The 15,394-nt window shown below is 65.0% G+C and carries 23 protein-coding genes and 1 riboswitch; of the genes, 6 read left to right on the forward strand and 17 right to left on the reverse strand.

All coding sequences use genetic code 11. The features are described 5' to 3' along the window. Positions 1-337 precede the first annotated feature (337 nt). A complete protein-coding gene (locus ACFFWD_RS39000; protein WP_376974708.1) occupies positions 338-661 on the forward strand; it encodes a hypothetical protein in 324 nt (107 codons plus the stop codon). Between the two features lie 133 nt (positions 662-794). Here the strand turns inward: ACFFWD_RS39000 and ACFFWD_RS39005 are convergent, their stop codons facing one another. Then, positions 795-1,394, reverse strand: a complete 600-nt coding sequence (locus tag ACFFWD_RS39005; RefSeq protein WP_376974709.1) for an inner membrane-spanning protein YciB — start codon at positions 1,392-1,394, stop codon at positions 795-797. A gap of 804 nt (positions 1,395-2,198) precedes the next feature. Here ACFFWD_RS39005 and ACFFWD_RS39010 point away from each other — a divergent pair. Further along, positions 2,199-2,888, forward strand: a complete 690-nt coding sequence (locus tag ACFFWD_RS39010) for a hypothetical protein (protein ID WP_376974710.1) — start codon at positions 2,199-2,201, stop codon at positions 2,886-2,888. A 16-nt stretch (positions 2,889-2,904) separates the two neighbouring features. Here the strand turns inward: ACFFWD_RS39010 and ACFFWD_RS39015 are convergent, their stop codons facing one another. After that, complete coding sequence (locus tag ACFFWD_RS39015; RefSeq protein WP_376974711.1) at positions 2,905-3,264, reverse strand: DUF1428 domain-containing protein; 360 nt, start codon at positions 3,262-3,264, stop codon at positions 2,905-2,907. Positions 3,265-3,335: 71 nt separating this feature from the next. Beyond that, positions 3,336-3,950 (reverse strand): TetR/AcrR family transcriptional regulator, encoded by a 615-nt coding sequence (locus tag ACFFWD_RS39020; RefSeq protein ID WP_376974712.1) that lies wholly within the window; start codon positions 3,948-3,950, stop codon positions 3,336-3,338. A gap of 55 nt (positions 3,951-4,005) precedes the next feature. Between ACFFWD_RS39020 and ACFFWD_RS39025 the strand changes: the two genes are divergently transcribed. Continuing rightward, positions 4,006-4,926, forward strand: a complete 921-nt coding sequence (locus tag ACFFWD_RS39025; protein ID WP_376974713.1) for an alpha/beta fold hydrolase — start codon at positions 4,006-4,008, stop codon at positions 4,924-4,926. Positions 4,927-4,967: 41 nt separating this feature from the next. Here the strand turns inward: ACFFWD_RS39025 and fabA are convergent, their stop codons facing one another. The 11 genes from fabA to ACFFWD_RS39080 all read right to left on the reverse strand — a co-directional run bounded on the left by fabA (position 4,968) and on the right by ACFFWD_RS39080 (position 11,382). Beyond that, a complete protein-coding gene (fabA, locus tag ACFFWD_RS39030; RefSeq protein ID WP_376974730.1) occupies positions 4,968-5,498 on the reverse strand; it encodes a bifunctional 3-hydroxydecanoyl-ACP dehydratase/trans-2-decenoyl-ACP isomerase in 531 nt (176 codons plus the stop codon). A gap of 44 nt (positions 5,499-5,542) precedes the next feature. Beyond that, positions 5,543-6,133, reverse strand: a complete 591-nt coding sequence (locus ACFFWD_RS39035) for a TetR/AcrR family transcriptional regulator (RefSeq protein ID WP_376974714.1) — start codon at positions 6,131-6,133, stop codon at positions 5,543-5,545. Positions 6,134-6,263: 130 nt separating this feature from the next. Next, positions 6,264-6,734, reverse strand: coding sequence for an aminoacyl-tRNA deacylase (locus ACFFWD_RS39040; RefSeq protein WP_376974715.1), 471 nt, complete (start codon positions 6,732-6,734; stop codon positions 6,264-6,266). Between the two features lie 131 nt (positions 6,735-6,865). Continuing rightward, positions 6,866-7,684, reverse strand: a complete 819-nt coding sequence (locus tag ACFFWD_RS39045) for a pentapeptide repeat-containing protein (protein WP_376974716.1) — start codon at positions 7,682-7,684, stop codon at positions 6,866-6,868. A 63-nt stretch (positions 7,685-7,747) separates the two neighbouring features. After that, complete coding sequence (locus tag ACFFWD_RS39050) at positions 7,748-8,089, reverse strand: hypothetical protein (protein ID WP_376974717.1); 342 nt, start codon at positions 8,087-8,089, stop codon at positions 7,748-7,750. Between the two features lie 163 nt (positions 8,090-8,252). Then, entirely contained in the window at positions 8,253-8,675 is a 423-nt protein-coding gene (locus ACFFWD_RS39055) for a CBS domain-containing protein (protein WP_376974718.1), read from the reverse strand. Between the two features lie 164 nt (positions 8,676-8,839). Further along, complete coding sequence (locus tag ACFFWD_RS39060; protein WP_376974719.1) at positions 8,840-9,121, reverse strand: GYD domain-containing protein; 282 nt, start codon at positions 9,119-9,121, stop codon at positions 8,840-8,842. 89 nt (positions 9,122-9,210) lie between these two features. After that, positions 9,211-9,444, reverse strand: coding sequence for a hypothetical protein (locus ACFFWD_RS39065; RefSeq protein WP_376974720.1), 234 nt, complete (start codon positions 9,442-9,444; stop codon positions 9,211-9,213). A 35-nt stretch (positions 9,445-9,479) separates the two neighbouring features. After that, entirely contained in the window at positions 9,480-9,851 is a 372-nt protein-coding gene (locus tag ACFFWD_RS39070; protein WP_376974721.1) for an SANT/Myb-like DNA-binding domain-containing protein, read from the reverse strand. 178 nt (positions 9,852-10,029) lie between these two features. Beyond that, complete coding sequence (locus ACFFWD_RS39075; RefSeq protein ID WP_376974722.1) at positions 10,030-10,323, reverse strand: hypothetical protein; 294 nt, start codon at positions 10,321-10,323, stop codon at positions 10,030-10,032. 195 nt (positions 10,324-10,518) lie between these two features. Further along, complete coding sequence (locus ACFFWD_RS39080; RefSeq protein ID WP_376974723.1) at positions 10,519-11,382, reverse strand: bifunctional 5,10-methylenetetrahydrofolate dehydrogenase/5,10-methenyltetrahydrofolate cyclohydrolase; 864 nt, start codon at positions 11,380-11,382, stop codon at positions 10,519-10,521. Between the two features lie 15 nt (positions 11,383-11,397). Continuing rightward, positions 11,398-11,477: riboswitch (ZMP/ZTP riboswitch) on the reverse strand. Positions 11,478-11,766: 289 nt separating this feature from the next. On the opposite strand from ACFFWD_RS39080, the gene ACFFWD_RS39085 reads away from it, so the two are divergent. Continuing rightward, positions 11,767-12,171: a hypothetical protein gene (locus tag ACFFWD_RS39085; protein ID WP_376974724.1), complete on the forward strand. Its 405-nt coding sequence runs from the start codon at positions 11,767-11,769 to the stop codon at positions 12,169-12,171. A gap of 39 nt (positions 12,172-12,210) precedes the next feature. Here the strand turns inward: ACFFWD_RS39085 and ACFFWD_RS39090 are convergent, their stop codons facing one another. Both ACFFWD_RS39090 and ACFFWD_RS39095 read right to left on the reverse strand, forming a co-directional pair. Further along, a complete protein-coding gene (locus tag ACFFWD_RS39090) occupies positions 12,211-12,744 on the reverse strand; it encodes a hypothetical protein (protein ID WP_376974725.1) in 534 nt (177 codons plus the stop codon). A 201-nt stretch (positions 12,745-12,945) separates the two neighbouring features. Further along, a complete protein-coding gene (locus ACFFWD_RS39095) occupies positions 12,946-13,578 on the reverse strand; it encodes a hypothetical protein (RefSeq protein WP_376974726.1) in 633 nt (210 codons plus the stop codon). Positions 13,579-13,837: 259 nt separating this feature from the next. On the opposite strand from ACFFWD_RS39095, the gene ACFFWD_RS39100 reads away from it, so the two are divergent. After that, positions 13,838-14,221 carry a VOC family protein gene (locus tag ACFFWD_RS39100; RefSeq protein ID WP_376974727.1) on the forward strand — a complete coding sequence of 128 codons (384 nt, stop codon included), beginning with the start codon at positions 13,838-13,840 and terminating at the stop codon, positions 14,219-14,221. Positions 14,222-14,305: 84 nt separating this feature from the next. Here the strand turns inward: ACFFWD_RS39100 and ACFFWD_RS39105 are convergent, their stop codons facing one another. Further along, on the reverse strand, positions 14,306-14,743 hold the full coding sequence (locus ACFFWD_RS39105) for a hypothetical protein (RefSeq protein WP_376974728.1): 438 nt from the start codon (positions 14,741-14,743) through the stop codon (positions 14,306-14,308). 235 nt (positions 14,744-14,978) lie between these two features. Between ACFFWD_RS39105 and ACFFWD_RS39110 the strand changes: the two genes are divergently transcribed. Beyond that, complete coding sequence (locus ACFFWD_RS39110) at positions 14,979-15,329, forward strand: GrlR family regulatory protein (RefSeq protein ID WP_376974729.1); 351 nt, start codon at positions 14,979-14,981, stop codon at positions 15,327-15,329. Positions 15,330-15,394: the final 65 nt, after the last annotated feature.

The following is a 15,394-nucleotide window of genomic DNA, read 5'->3' on the forward strand; positions in this document are numbered from 1 at the left end:
ACGGGCCGTGCAACCCGAAGTCCGTGAACAGCACAATCAAAGTTGCCAGCTCACCTCTGTACGTCCTGCTGCAATGGGGAGCATCATACGCGCCAATGATATCAGTGGGTTAGTTGAAAATTTCCGATCTCATTGTGTTGCGCTTGTTGCGTCGGATTTCCACCTATTCTCAAGCATGCCCCTGCCCCCTCGGCGGACGCAACCCTCCGTCGATGGGAATGGCAAGTGCGCCCCCTTGGAGACCTGAGGCCGGCATGCGCGGGCGAACCGCACCACCCGTAGGCTGCCCGCTGAAAAATGGCCTGTAGCCCGACCGGCCGAACATGAGGAGAGGTCGGTGGTCAAGAAGACGACGAAGGCCGCCAAGTCCGCGAAGAAGCGCAAGCCGGCCCCGAAGAAGGCCGCGCCGAAGACGACCCAACGCGGCCGGTCGATCTCGGAGCGATTGCATACCCTCGGCAAGGTGCGGAAGGCGGCCGAGGAATTTCTCAAGCTCCAACTCGAGATCGATCACGCATGCGGCAAAGGCGGCCAGCTCGCGTTCGGCGAGTTCGGCGGGCGGTTGGCGGCCGCCAAGAGTGCTTGGGAAGATGCGATCTTGAACTCGGACAACGTCACGGACTGGGTTGCAGCTGCGCGCAAAGCCGCACATCTGCCATAGCATTAGCGCGGGCGATCGGGATCGAAGCGCCGAGGCGGTCGCATGGGCGTGGCAATCCGAAGGAGGTGCCACGTCGCTATCTCCTCCATTGGAGACGGCTGCGGCCGGCCCCAAGCCAGCCAGGGTCGAGCCGTCACGCCCGCCCCGTCGCAGCCAACAGCGCGTCGCGTTCGACCGCGGGCATGGCGCGCACGCGGCGCCGGCCGATGATGCGCATGGCGGCAAATCCGGCGAGGAAGACCACCAGCTTGCTGACGATGCCGAAGATCGGCATGACCACAGCCCATGTCGCGACGCTGAAGGTCAGCGCGACAAACGCATTCACCGCTGCCGAAACGAACATCAACCCCGACCAGACGAAGCCCACGACCACGGCGACGTCGGGCACGACAGCCTTTGCGATATCAGGCAAATAGCGGTTCATCCAGCCGGGCTTGAGCATCACGACGCCGACGATCGCGTAGATCACGCTTGGCTTGAACAAGACGAAGCGCGGGTCGTCGGTGAGCAGCGTCGCGGTGCCGGCAGCGACGATTAGGAACAGGCTCAGCCACTCCATGGTCTCGATCGGCTTGCCGCGAACAAACTGCGTCCCGATCTGGACGAGCCCCAGCGCGATGCCGAGGCCGACCGCAAGGATCGTGTTGTGCGTCAGCAGAAACACAACGAGAAAGCAAATGGTCGACGCCAGGTCGAGGAGCAGCAGCTTGGCCGCATTGAGGAAATATCTCATCGGACGTTGCTCCGCTCATTGAGCCGCAACCAGCGCGCTTCGTGCCCGATCGTGGCAAGGCCGGAAGGCCCAGTACCGCCACGGCCTGTGGCGCCCCGGTTACACATGTCGACATTCCGTGCCGGCAGCTCCGGACGCGTTTGACATCCCAGCTAGTGGCCGCGACAAATTAGCACACGCGGGGGGCGTGATCATGGACGGGGGCGTCATTTCGCGATTTTCCACGGTCGGTGTGCGCGGCGATGGCAGAAAGCGACCGGGAGAGGCACGGGGTGGACCGCAGCCAATTGCCAACTTGGGTGCGGGCACGGTCGATTTGACCTACTTTTGGGGGCGTCTCAGATGGTCGTGACTCTGCGGCAAGCACAATTGCTGGGATTGTGCGTACTGATCCAAGCACTCCTCGGCAATGCATTGGTCGGGACGGCGTTCGCACAAAGCTCCTGCAAAGAAGCGTGTTGGATCGATGCGAAAACAGGAAAGCCGGTACCTACCATTCCCGGCGGCGCGCTCTACGAAGACGGTGGGGAGCTCCACTCAGGACTTCAAGTCGGTGGAGGCAACTACGCGTTCAATCCAAAGACCGGCCGGAATTTTGCGCGGAGCGAGGACGGGGCTTGGATCGATACCAAGACGGGAATGTGTGTTCCGACGATTCCTGGCGGAGCGCTTTACGAAGACGGAGGGCATCTTCACTCAGGACTCCAGATCGGCGGAGGCAATTCCGCCTTCAACCCAAAGACGGGCCGGAATTTTGTTCGTGTGCCCTGCCCATCACCGCCGCAACACGCCACCACGCCATCGGTGAGAACTGAAATACAAGTCGCTTCCTCAGGCCTCTACCTCGGCGGTGAGCTGGTAAAGAACTGGGGCTGGGTGCGCTCGACCGAGCGGCTGGCTGCGACCGACATGGTGACAAACCAGTTCAGCGATCGCGCCGATCCCGTCGGCGGCGGTTTTCTGATCGGCTACAGGTTCGCGCCGTGGGCGAACAACGTGATCGTCAGCCCGTTCGCCTCGTTCGATTTCATCGACGCGCCGGTCAATCACACCTTTGCCGGCGGCAGCTATCTCGGCACCACCGCGAAGTTCATGGGCACCTTCGGCGTCAAGGCCGGCCCGCAGCTCGGCGCCGGTGTCTGGCTCTACGGCATCGCCGGCGTCAGCGTGCTGAACGAGACGCTCAACATCAACTTCATCCCGGTGTCGAGCTCGCAATCGGCATGGGTCGCCGGCGGCACGCTCGGCGTCGGCGGCGCCTGGCAACCGGCGTTCCTGCAAGGCTACGGTCATCCGGTGTCGCTGTTTGCGGAATACCAGCACACCTGGTGGGGCGACGCGAATTTCAACACGCCGACAGCCTCGCCGTTCTTCAACTACAATTTCCGTCGGGACGACGACGTGCTGAAGGTCGGCTTCACGGTCGATCTGAGCCCCGCCGCCGCGCCGGTTGCGACCGGACCGCGCTACGTGAAGGCGCTGCCGGCGAAGTAGCTCGGCAGCTCCAACATCACCCCGCGCGGCCCATCGTGAAGATTGGGCTGAAGCAGCCTAGGATCAGGCGCTTGGGGTCGAACGGAATTTCGCCCTTCGGCTCGAAGCGCTTGTCGTCGTGCATGCTTGCTTCGGCCGCGTCGAGCGTCGCCTTGTCGGGCCACACTTGCCACGAGAAGACGATCTTCTCGCCGTCCCTTGCATCGACGGCGCGGCGGAAGTCGGTGTATTTGCCGCTGGGGACGTTGTCTTCCCAGGACTCCACGATCTCGATGCATCCATACTCCTTGAAGAGTGCCGCGCCGTTCTCGGCCCATTTGCGATAGGCTTCCATCTTGTCCGCGGGCACGGGAATCACGAATCCTGCGATGTACATCGGGTCAGCCTCCCTTGCGATGATCCCGCGACCCTAGCACAGCGCCCTCCGGTGCTATGCCGAGGCCAGGATCAACTCTCCGCAAGATGGCGCGCGATCAACCCGACCGCGAAGTCGAGGAAGTCGCGCTGGTCGAGGCCGGAGGGATCCTCGGCGACGCTCGCCAGCAAGGCCTTGCCTGACATCGCCGCATGCATGTGAGCCGCACTCAGGAGAGCGATAGCGTACTGGGTGTCGGACAACCGTGGCGCGGCCCTGCCCGCTTTCCGCGCGGCTTCAGCCCGCGCGCGATGTACGCGCTCGACCAGCGACTTGAGCATGCCTGAGCCCTTTGGCTGCCAGCCGGCGAGGCTCAGCCAGAGCGCGAGCCTGGCGGCCCGCTCGTCCGCATAGGCGCGTTGAAACAACCGGCCGAGCGCGGCGACGTCGATCTGGTCCGGCGCCCAGCCTTCGATGGTCGCCGCAATGTCATCCACCAGCCGGCGTCCGGTGCGGCGCAGGAGCGCGTCCATCAACGCCTCGCGGGTGCCGAAATGGTAGTGGATCGCCGCGTCGGTGATGCCGAGATCCGCGGCGATGCGCTGGATGCGCACGCCGTCGGGCCCCTCGTCGTGCAGTCGCCGCTCGGCGGCATCGAGGATTGCGAACTTCGCCGCTTGCGGTGTTCGACGTTGTCGCGTGGCCATTGACATCCTGCGGTTCATGGGCATTACTTAGGGTACCCTAAGTAAGAGATTTGTCATGGACGATTTGCATCCCGAGGCGCTGGCGACAATAGCGGATCGGCTCGGCATTGCCTCGACCGACCTCGCGCCACCGCGTTCGCGGAGCTTTCGCACGCCGGACCGACCCAGCATCCACACGCTCGATTGGGGCGGCCTCGGACCGCCGGCGGTGTTGCTGCACGGCGGCGCGCTCACCGCCCGCACCTGGGACTTTGTCGCGATGGCGCTGCGGTCCGACTTCCGGCTCGTGGCGCTCGACATGCGCGGCCACGGCGCCAGCGAATGGGCCGACGACTACTCCATCACAAGCTACGCGACCGACGTCGTCGCGGTGCTCGACGGACTGGCGCTCGAACGCGCGCACATCGCCGGCATGTCGCTCGGTGGAACGGCGGCCTGTGAGTTCGCGCTGCGCCACCCGGACCGCACCGAAAGCCTCGCGATGGTCGATGTGATCTCACGCCCCGTGTTCGCCGCGACGGCGCGAATGCGAGCCTTCATGACGGGTTTTCCTGGCGCGGCGACCGTGGACGAAGTGGTCGCGATGGCGCTTGCCGTCAGTCCGAGGAGCGATCCGGAGCGGCTTCGATACCGGATGCGCACCCTCCTGAAGCGCGGCGACGACGGGCGCCTGGTGTGGAAGCGGGACCAGCGCCGTCCGACGGACTTTCCCGCGATCCTGAACCATCTCGCCGGCTTCGAGGCGCGTGTCGCGGAGATGGTCGCGCCGTTCCTGCTGGTGAGGGGCGGCGAAAGCCTGATCGTCACCGAAGACGCGGCCCGTGACTTCACGGCGCGCTTCCCCGACGGGCGGTGGGTCACCATCGCCGGCGCCGGCCACAACGTTCAGGAGGACAATCCGCGCGACCTGGCCGACGCACTGCGCGCCTTCTGGCGCGGCCGCCTGCCGGGCATGATTCCGAAAGGCCTCGCATAACGGCCGACCGGTTCACCGCGCTCGCGACAGGATGCGATAACTCAGGTTGCGGGCATGATCAGCCCAACCCGCATGTCGCGCGCGACATAGACGCAGGCGTCATCGGCAAACACGCGGCCGTTCGCGATGCCGAGCGCCAGCCTGCCGCGCCGGACCTGGCGCATGTCGACCTCATAGCGCACGCGTTTGATATCCGGCGTGATATGTCCGCGAAACTTCACTTCGCCCACGCCGACGGCGCGGCCCTTGCCCGGCGAACCCGACCATCCGAGCCAATAGCCGATGATCTGCCACATCGCATCGAGGCCGAGACATCCCGGCATCACCGGGTCGCCACGAAAGTGACACGCGAAGAACCAGAGGCCGGGCGTGATGTCCAATTCGCCGATGATGTGGCCTTTGCCGAACTCGCCGCCGTCCAGGCTGATCTCGGTGATGCGGTCCATCATCAGCATCGGCGGCGCCGGCAACTGCGCATTGCCGGGGCCGAAATAGCCGCCCTCGCCTGACTTGAGCAAGTCTTCCCTGCTGTAGGACGATCGCGGCGTGTGGAAATCGTGCGGGTTGAACAACACAACAAGACCTCTGGTGCCATGCGGTTGGCGGTTGCTGAATGTCAGGCGACCTTGTTGCTGCCCCGAACCTTCGCCTTCGCGCGCGCGGTCAGGCGCAGGGCGGCCGCCATGAAGGCCCAGATGTCGTCGGTGAGCCTGGCAGGATCGGGTCGCCGGTCGCGCATCAGCGCGCCGATCAGCGCCTGGCGAATGCCGCCGATCATCAGCGCGATGGTGAGATCGGGATCGATGTCGTCGGGAACGACGCCGTCGCGCTGTGCCGCCGCGATCATCCGCGCACCGGCCGCGAGCTGGCGGCTGGTGAAGGCACTCTCGACGTCAAGCACTTCAGGCGCGCGGCTCAATGCCCCGATGACAAGCGGCGCAAAGGGGTGGGCATAGTGAAACGCGACATAGGCGCCGATCCGCTCCCTTTCCCTGCCTGCCCAGCTGTCCGCGCGCAGGCTGGCGCCACTGAACGCCCCCTCGTCGAGGCGGCTGTAGAAGTCCTCGACAACGGCCGCGATCAAACCGGCCTTCGATCCGAAATGGTGATAGGCGAGCCCGACGGACACCTGCGCCCGCCTGGCAACGGCCTGCATCTCCAGATGGCCGTGGCCGGAAATGAGCTCCTGTTCGGCCGCGCGGATCAACCGCTCCCGCGTCCCGATGCCGGTGGCAGACATGTCTGATCTCAAAACTGAATTGAATTCAATTCAACCGCGGCTGCAACGCAATGTCAAGACGGCGCGGCCGGCGGATCACCTGGCAAGCGATGCCGCGTCAGTCGTGCACGCTGAAACGTCCATGCGGGACGTTGGCCGTCAGGCGCGTGAACTCTGCATGCGTCAAACGGAGCAGCGTCGCGTGATCGCCGGCCTCGATATAGACCTCCGGCTGCGTCTCGATGCTGTCGTCGACGATGAGATCGAGCCCGTAGCACCGGCCGGTGGCCGGAACGGCTCCGGGCGCGCAGTCCGCGAAGATCCGATTGATCTCGGTTTCGCTGGCCATCTCGATATCCTCGCCGAGTCGTGTCCTCAAATCCGGAAGTTTGAGGTGGTGGGATGCCGGCACGATCGCGAGCATGTAGCCGCCGTCGCGTCGCAAGACGACGCCCTTGGCGAGACGATCGCCCGAGATATGGCACGCCTCGGCCGTGCGCGCGGACGTCATCGTCGGATCGTGGGGGATCTCGTCGTACTGGATGTTCTCACTGGAGAGATAGTTGCGGAGCGTGGGAGCAATGGTCATGGCTCGACCTCCGATGCTGAAATGGAACCGTCCAGCGTGAGGTCGACCTCGCCGCACGATGAGCGGCCACGTGGTTCTCTCCTCAATCTAGGTCTAGCGCCCGAGCGTTGCAATCCGTCATCGGCCCTACCCTAGTCCGGGCGCCGCGCCAGGTTCATGTTCCGGGCCTTGTCCAGATTGCGCGCCTCGGCCAGCGCTGTCGCGCGCGGCAACAGGGCCGATGCGAGGTCGGCGTCGGTAAGATCGGCGCGCGCGAGATTGGCGTCCGACATATCCGCGCCGGCAAGGTCGGCTCGGCTGAGGTTGCAATCCGCCAGATTGGCGTTCTTGAGGCCGGCGAATTCGAGATCGGCGCGCGCGAGGTTGGCGCCGGAGAGATCCGCATTCCTGAGATCGGCGGATCTCAGGACGCCGCGCATCAAGCCCATCGACTGGTTGCGCATGTCGGCGCTGAGATCGGCGCCCGCAAGCCTTGCCCCGATCAGGCTGGCGCCGGAGAGATCAGCGGTGATGCGCGCGTTGCTCAGATCGGCGCCGCCAAGCTTGGCACGCTGCATTTGCGTGCCGAGCAGCGACGCCTTGACCAGGGACGCCTCGGTCAGGTCGGCATCGATCATCCAGGCCTGGTTGAGGATGGCACCATCGAACCGCGCGCCCTTCAGGTTCGCACCGTTGAGCTTGGCGAGGCGAAGACTCCGACCGGAGAAGTCGAGGCCCGAAAGATCGAGGTGCGACAGCCGCCTGCCTTCCAGATCCGCAGTGCGCGAGTCGGCGGGGTCGTGAGGCGCCGCCTTGAGCAGCGCCTCGACTTCGGCACGCGTCATGTCCGATGTCGACATGTCCGGGCTGTCGAGGTCGACGCTGCGCAGCATGTCCTGCGACACGGCGTCGATGGGATCAACCAGCAACGCCATCACCGACACAACAGCGAAAGCGAGACGATAGCGCATCGCGGTTTCTCCACTCGCAAGCTTCGCTGCGGCATGACAGCCGGCACCGAAAGCCGACGGCCCTTACGCAGGCTGCCGGACCTCAGCAGGGATCCGGGCCGCAATGTCGGGCCGATTTGTCGCGAGCCAGGCCATGGCCTCAGGTCCGTCGACCACGCACGCGAAGGTGTCCCAGGTCACGTCCTCCAGGGATTCCGGCTGCAGTCGCTGGGCCGCATACTGAATGAGCTCGTGCAGGCGCTCGTATCCGCGTCGGTGCTCGAGGGATTCCGCGATCGCGGCGCTGGACCACCCATGCTGGGCGAGACCGATGATGCTTGGGGGTTCGGCCTCGCTGAACCAGGGTGTGGCGTCGAACTCGAGACAGACGACGTTATCGGCAGTGTGGCAGGTCGCGTGGATCATTGCCTCCTCCCTTCTGAAGAGGGGACGCCCCGGCGGGCCATCATGACGCCCCGGCGACGCGAGAGCGTCCTCCGCATCGGCCGTGGTGTTCGGCACCGTCGGTTTTGCAGACCACGATGCCAGCCGATCTGCCGGTCATGTCCGCGGCAGATCGAATTTGCCCTCAATGGTGGTGCGCCGACACGCTCTTCACATGCTCGGTGACAAGCTCGGCAACGGCATACTGGCCGACGTCGCCCATGCTGATCATGCCGACCATCCGCTTGCTCTTGTTGATCACCGGCAGCCTGCGGACCTTCAGCGTGTCCATGTGGTGCACCGCCTTTGCCAGATCGTCATCGTCCCGGCAGCAGTGGATTCCTTCGGTCATCACGTCGCGCGCGGTCATCCGCGCGGCGTTGAAGTCCTTGCGCGCGAGGCCTTTGCAGACGATGTCGCGATCCGTCACCATCCCGATCAGCCGATCATTATCCCCGATCGGAATGCACCCGACGTCGTGTCCTTGCATCAGCTTCGCGATTTCAGCGAGCGGCGTGTCGGGGCCAACCCACTCGACGCCCTTGTGCATCACGTCCTTGACTTTCATGGAGGACCTCCGTTGCAACGCGTAGCCCCCGCTCGCGCCACTCTAGCGCGGATCGGGCACGGCTGCACGGGGCTTGGCACGATTGATTCTTTCAGGCGCGATGGCGCGCGGCTGCACGGCACGTGGCGCGCACGTGCGCGGACCCGCGAGCCACCACGGGGCGCCTAGCCCGCGTCCTTGATCGCGGTTTCGAAGCTCTTTACGTCGAAGGCCGGCATGCTCTGGATTCGTCCCAGACCCTGGGCCGCGTACCAGACCGAGAACGCAAGCATCGCCTCCTGGTTCGGGGCATCGACGATGTCGACGAAATCGTAGTAGCCCTGCGTGTAGTGGATCGACTCGATCTTGATGCCGAGCTTGTCGAGCTTTGCCTTGGCCTTGCCGATCCGATCCGATTGCCTGCTCGCCCATTCCGGGCTCAGATTGCCAAGCAGCACATATTTCATGGCCACCTCCACGTCACCTTGACTGCGAAGGACCACGCGATTGTACGCCTTCCGGCGCACCCTGCCTACGCGGTTCTGCGTGGCGGGAACTAAGCTCTTCCTGTCGCAGCCGGCAGCGCATCGCGTTGCAGCGCGGGCATCACGCGTATCCGCCGCCTCGCGGTGAGGCGCATGGCAGCAAATCCGGCGAGAAAGACCACCACCTTGCTCACGATGCCGAAGATCGGCATCACCATGGCCCATGTCGCGACGCTTGAGGTCAGCGCGACGAAGGCGTTGACCGCCGCCGAGACGAACATCAGGCCGGCCCATGCATAACCCACGACACATCATGGCTGCGACGTGACGCGGCCCGCCGTCAACTGCTCGGTATCTTGCGGCGCACCGCCTCGGTGCCGGCATCAGTGACGCGATACGTCCGCGGTCCTTCCGGGACGATCCAACCCTTGTCGAGCATCCCGGCAAGCGTGCTCGGACCAACACCTGCGGGAAACGGGCGGCCCGTCCTGATCGCGTCGATGGCGACGCGTTCGAGATGCGTGGCGACGTGCGACGGGCGTGCCCGCCAGGCTTTCGCCGTCAAAAGGATCGACAGAACCTCGGCCCGCCGGCGCACGGCCGAGGTACTGCGAGTCAGTTCGTTGCTGATATCAAAGGCGTTCTTGCCGGCCTTGGCGAGTTCCTCAAGCTTGCGGTCCTCGTCGGGACTCCAGCGCCGCACCATCCCCATTTGCCCTCCATCGCCCGGATACGCTCCGCTGGAACCGATGCATACGCAGGCAAGGCTGATTTGCCATGTGACTTTGGGCACGTCTTGATGTGACGAAAGGGACTTTCGCGCGGCGCCGGGTCGTCGACGAACGCATCACGTGAACGCGACTGTGATGCTGGCCTGGACCGCCGGCGGTCTAGTGCTTCATCGGTTCAAGGACGATGAGCACGCCGGTCGGTTCCGGCTCGTGTGGCCTGAGGCTCGTGAGGTCCGGATCGCTCCACTCGGCAAGGCTGACGACTTCACCAGTCTGGCCGGGGACGTCGGGGGCATCGGCGGGTTCGAGGACCTTCAGGCCATTCCTGTCGACGAAGAAGGTGTGCTCGCCAAACACACTGTTCAATTTCGCGACGGCTGGATGATCGTCGGGAAGCACCTGGGCGTCCAGTTGCGTCATCGTCTGCTTCACCTGCGCGGAATTCAGTTTCATGCGCTACTCCTTTTTTGGTTCCGGCCTTGGCCCGCTTTTTCCCGCAGCCCTTGTCCTTTCCTTGCGGACCACCCCTCTCGAACGGACGCCGAATGGAAACGTTCCGCACCGCACGCTGATCAGCCGATGGAACGCAGCTGTCCGTGCGCGCAGTTGCGCTGCGCGCATCCTCCGGATTCCGTGCGCGGCCGTCGGCTAGTGAGGTCGCAAGGCCCTCGCCTTCGCGGCCTTGACGGTGTTCTCCATCAGGCAGGCGATGGTCATCGGGCCGACGCCGCGCGGCACCGGCGTGATGGCGCCGGCAACCTGAACCGCCTCGTCGAAGGTCACGTCGCCGCGAACCTCGTATCCACCGTCCGGCCGCTCGACGCGCGTTGTGCCGACATCGATCACGATCGCCTGCGGCTTGATCCAGTCGCCGCGCACCAGTCCGGCTTTCCCCACCGCGCTGACCAGGATGTCGGCCTGACGGCAGATATTGCTGATGCCGCGAGTGTGGATGTGGGTCTGCGTCACGGTCGCGTGCTCTTGCAGGAGCAGCGCGGCCATCGGCTTGCCGACGATGTTGGAGCTGCCGATCACGACGGCATGACATCCGGTGAGATCTGATCGGATCGACTTGATGAGGCGCAGGCAGCCGAGCGGCGTGCACGGCACCAGCGCGTCGTCACCGTGGAACAGGCGGCCCGCATTGAGCGCATGCAGGCCGTCGACGTCCTTGGACGGATCGACCGCCGCCATCACGCGCAGGGCGTCGATCTGCGCCGGCAGCGGCAGCTGGACCAGGATGCCGTCGATGTCGTCGCGCGCGTTCAGCGTCGCGATGCGGGCGAGCAGATCGGCCTCGCTCGCGTCGCTTGGCAGGCGCTCGACCTCACCGCGCAGGCCGAGCTTCTGCGCGACACGGATCTTGTTCTGAACGTAGATGTGGCTTGCCGGATCATCGCCGACCAGCACCACCGCCAGCCCCGGCGCATGGGGCAAGCGCTCAAGCTCGTCTGCAACATTGTCGATAAGGATCTGGGCGTGTGCGTGCCCATCGAGAATATTCGCCGTCATGGCACCTCCGTTTCGAAGCGGTGCCCAGGCGCGCGGCGTTCAGCCTCTGCGCTCCCCGATGGTCATCCATCCAAGCGCCAGTCGCGCAGATGCCGCGCTTGTAGCGGCAGCCCTTGCCCGACGCAATGGCGGACGGCGCTCGCACACCGTGTGCCAGCGTCGAGGGGCTGAACGGCCGGATGAGCGATGCCCGGGCAACGCTCGCGCTCGATCCGGGCAGACCGACGCGGCCGTCGACGCCACAGTGAATGGTGGATGGATACCTCGCAGCCCAAGTCTGGGGTAGGATTTCCGAGGAACATGCGTTAAGTCACGGCACCGGCCCGGCTTTTCCGAGCCCCGGTACCCTCCTCCCGGTCATCACGTCATTTCGGACAATTCGACATGAGACAGATCATCCTCGCGCTGGCGCTCCTCTATCCGGCTGTTGCGCTTGCTCAAGGCACCACGCCGCCGGCCGATGCCGCCAAGCCGGCCGCCTCCCAGCCGCCGATGGTCGGCGACAAGCCGCTGGTGCAGGTCGGCAAGAAACCGGCCGCCAAGAAGGGCGAGAAGGCCGCCGCGCCGGGCAAGCCACAATCGGTCGCGCAGAAGCTGCAGGCCTGTCAGGACATCGACGACGCCACCAAAGAGCGGCTGACCTGCTACGACGAGATCTTCAAGCCGCAGCCCAAGCCGAAGGCGCCCGCCGCCAAGGGCGTCAACGAGTGCCGGTTCCTGAAGGAAGAGGACGAGCGGCTGACCTGCTACAACGGGTTCGCCGACAAGATTCCGAAGCTGCCGCGGTAATTGAGGAGCTCCCGCCCGACGACGTCGGGCGGTCGGCGGCTACCAGGTGCCGAAGCCGTTGAAGAAGCCGCGCTGCTGCTGTGCGATACGGAACGGCTGGTACTGACCCGGCTGCTGGTACTGACCCGGCTGCGCGAAGCGCTGCGGCTGCATCGACGGGTTGGTATGAGCCCTGGCGACCTTGCGCTTCTTCGGCGCCGGGGCCGGCACGGCTTGCGCCTGCTGCTCGAGCGGCTTGGCATCGGCCGACGCCTTGTTCGCCTCGGGCTTGGCCTCAGGAATGAACTGGGCAAAGGTATCGCGCACGCGGGCCTTGGCCGACTGATCGGGCGGGGCCGGAGCCGCGGCAACCACTGTCGCCTGCGGCGGAACCACGGTCGGCAGGCTGGTGTCATACACCACCCGCTCCGGCAGCTTCTGGGTCGAATGGATACGGACCGTGCTCTTGTCGACACCCGGCGTGGACAGGTTGGTTGTGGCGACCACTTCCTCCTGGGGAACGATGGCGTTGATCACAAAAAGCAGCGCGAGCAGAACTCCGCCGACATACAGGAAGTATCGCGCCACGGGCATATTGTAGCTCCCCCGCGCCATGACGCGGTTCATTCACCTTGAGCGCGACGACAAATGGCCGACACGCAACCGCTTGCGCGCGATCTCTCGGAAATCCGCACTCCACACTTCCGGACCACGCTGTAACGGGCGACCTACCAGTTAGTTCCCTGTCAACTCCCAAGGTTCACCGGAACCGGTCACTTTTTCGGGACGGAGGGTTTAGATCCGGCTCGCCGTGACGACGGAGCATTTGGCCTTGTTTGCATTGATATTTACGAATCCGATCAAGATGCCGGGATAGGTCTTCCGGCTCTTCATCGCGATGGTGTCGGGGATGAGACGCTTGCGCTCGGTCAGCTGGGTGCCGTCGCTTCGGGTGAAGGCACAGGCGATCTCGATATCCTTAACGGCAAAGTCATTGCCGTTGCGGAGCGTCAGCGTGACCAGGGCTTTCGAGCCGAGCCCGCCACGCCGAAACGACTGCGAGGAGATCCTGAGGCCGTCGAGCGGTAATTTCTCCGGCTGGGCGTCGGGCGCAGTGGCGATGCCGACCGTGGCCGGTTCATCCGCTGGCGCGGCAATTGCCGACGGCGCCGCCGTATCCTTGTCCGCCGCCGGGCTTGGCGGAGCGTCGGTCGAGGTGGTCTGTGCCGTCAGAACGATCGCCGACGAGGCTGGCGACGCGGCCTGGCCCTCGGCGTCGCTCGGCTCGGGGAGCATTAGCCACGCGGCGATTCCTCCGATCGCGATCAGCGGCAAGGCCAGGCTTGTCCCAACATTTCGAAACGACGCCGTGCCGATCCGCATTTGCCGTGCCCTCACCCGCGCAACGCCGGTAGCGTCGCCGCGCATGAAAAAAGCCCTACGGGCATTGCACCGTACGGCTTCTAGGGACGACGGCCGCGGTACGGCGCCAGTCGGATACAATCGCTGACGATCGAAATGGTTTCATTTCTGCACGGCAATATTGCGGCAATCACGCGCGCGCGGGGATGGCCTTGCACACGGCCGGCCGCTAGATTTGCGCCGGCTTCAGCGCGGCGCGCGACAGGCATAAGGGCGCGGTCGCAACCAACAAGAACACCTTCAAAAACACGTCAAGGAGATCACGATGCCGACCGTCACTTGGGATCACGTCCACCTGCGCAGCCCCGATCCGGAAGTGACCGCGGCCTGGCTGCGCGACATTCTAGGGGCCGAGATCATCCGCGGCCCCGGCCGGATCGACGTGCAGCTCGGCGGCGCCAAGCTGTTCATCGCGGAGGTCAAGCCCGGCGACGGCGTCAACGCCGCACCCGCGACGCCGTATCAGGGGCTCGATCATTTCGGCTTGGCGGTAAGGGACATCGACGCGGTCGCCGCCGAGATCAAGGCCAAGGGCGTCGAGTTCACGACGGAGCCCACCACCATCCGCCCCGGCGTGCGCATCTGCTTCATCCGCGGCCCGCAGGGCATCTCGATCGAACTGCTGGAGCGTGACAAGAAGTATGCATGACCGCAACGCGCTCACCTGCCGGTCATGGTGAGGAGGAGCGTAAGCGCCGTCTCGAACGACGAGGGCCCCTGCGGCCGTATCCCGCTACGTCATGCTGCCCGGCAGGAAGCAGCGGATCGTGATGCCCATATAGCCGCGGATCGGCCAGACCATGGTGCGGCCGGCGCGGTTGGGTTCGGTGATGACGGCTTCATCCGGGACATCGATCCACTGACCGTCGAGGCGCACGCGGTAGTGTCCATCCTTGGATTCCCAATCAACGTCGCTGACCGCGGTGCCGTCGGCGTCCGAGCAGCACGGCCCCTTCCCGCTGCGCAGACTGTCGAACCATTGCTTGAGCGGTGAATTGGCGTAGCGGCCGTCGAGATCGCGGGCCTGTGCGAGCTGCGCCGCCACCGACAGCAAGGCGGCAAGCCCGATCCGCAGCGAGGCCGTCGCGAGGCCGGCGCGGCGTCGCGCCAGAGTTCCATCGTCAGCGCAGGGGCGCGCCAAGGGGCCGCCGGATTCAATCCAGTCCGTCATGGTGTCTGCTCCAGCACTCACCGGCCAGTGCAACCAGAGCCATGCATTTCGCGGGCCAGTTTGATTCGCGTCCACGGACCGCCGTCACCTCCTCATCATACCGCCTGGCGGGAACCGAGGGTCCTCCCAACACGGGGGCCATGGAATCAACTTGTCGCGTTGCGCCCGGTTGCGCGCTTTGGCATAAAAATCTGACCGGCTGTCCGTGGGCGCGGCGGCCGGCAACCGGGGCGTCATGAAGAACGGGCTTTATTCGATTCACGTCACCTTGCTCGACGGTCGCGTTGGCAAGGGTAGCGGCGTGGTTCTGTTTCGCGACGGTCAGATTCTCGGCGGCGACGCCTACCTCTATTACACTGGCAGCTACACGGTGAAGGGCGACGCCTTCAAGGGCGAACTGCTGGTGCAGCGGCACACCACGCCGCGCGACACCGACAATCCCCTGTTCGGCGGTCCGGCCCCGGTCGGCATTGGCCTCTCCGGCACCTTCACCGACACGCGCGCCACCATGAACGGCACCGCGCTGGTCGGCAAAGCGAGCCTGATCTTCGGCGCGACGCTGCACAAGCTCGCGGACATCAACTAGCACCTCTAGGTGGTGTGGACACTTAGCGCAGCCATAAGGCAATTGCAGCGAGGGTGACGACGGCC

The sequence above is a fragment of the Bradyrhizobium erythrophlei genome, assembly GCF_042430365.1.
GTDB classification, from domain to species: domain Bacteria; phylum Pseudomonadota; class Alphaproteobacteria; order Rhizobiales; family Xanthobacteraceae; genus Bradyrhizobium; species Bradyrhizobium erythrophlei.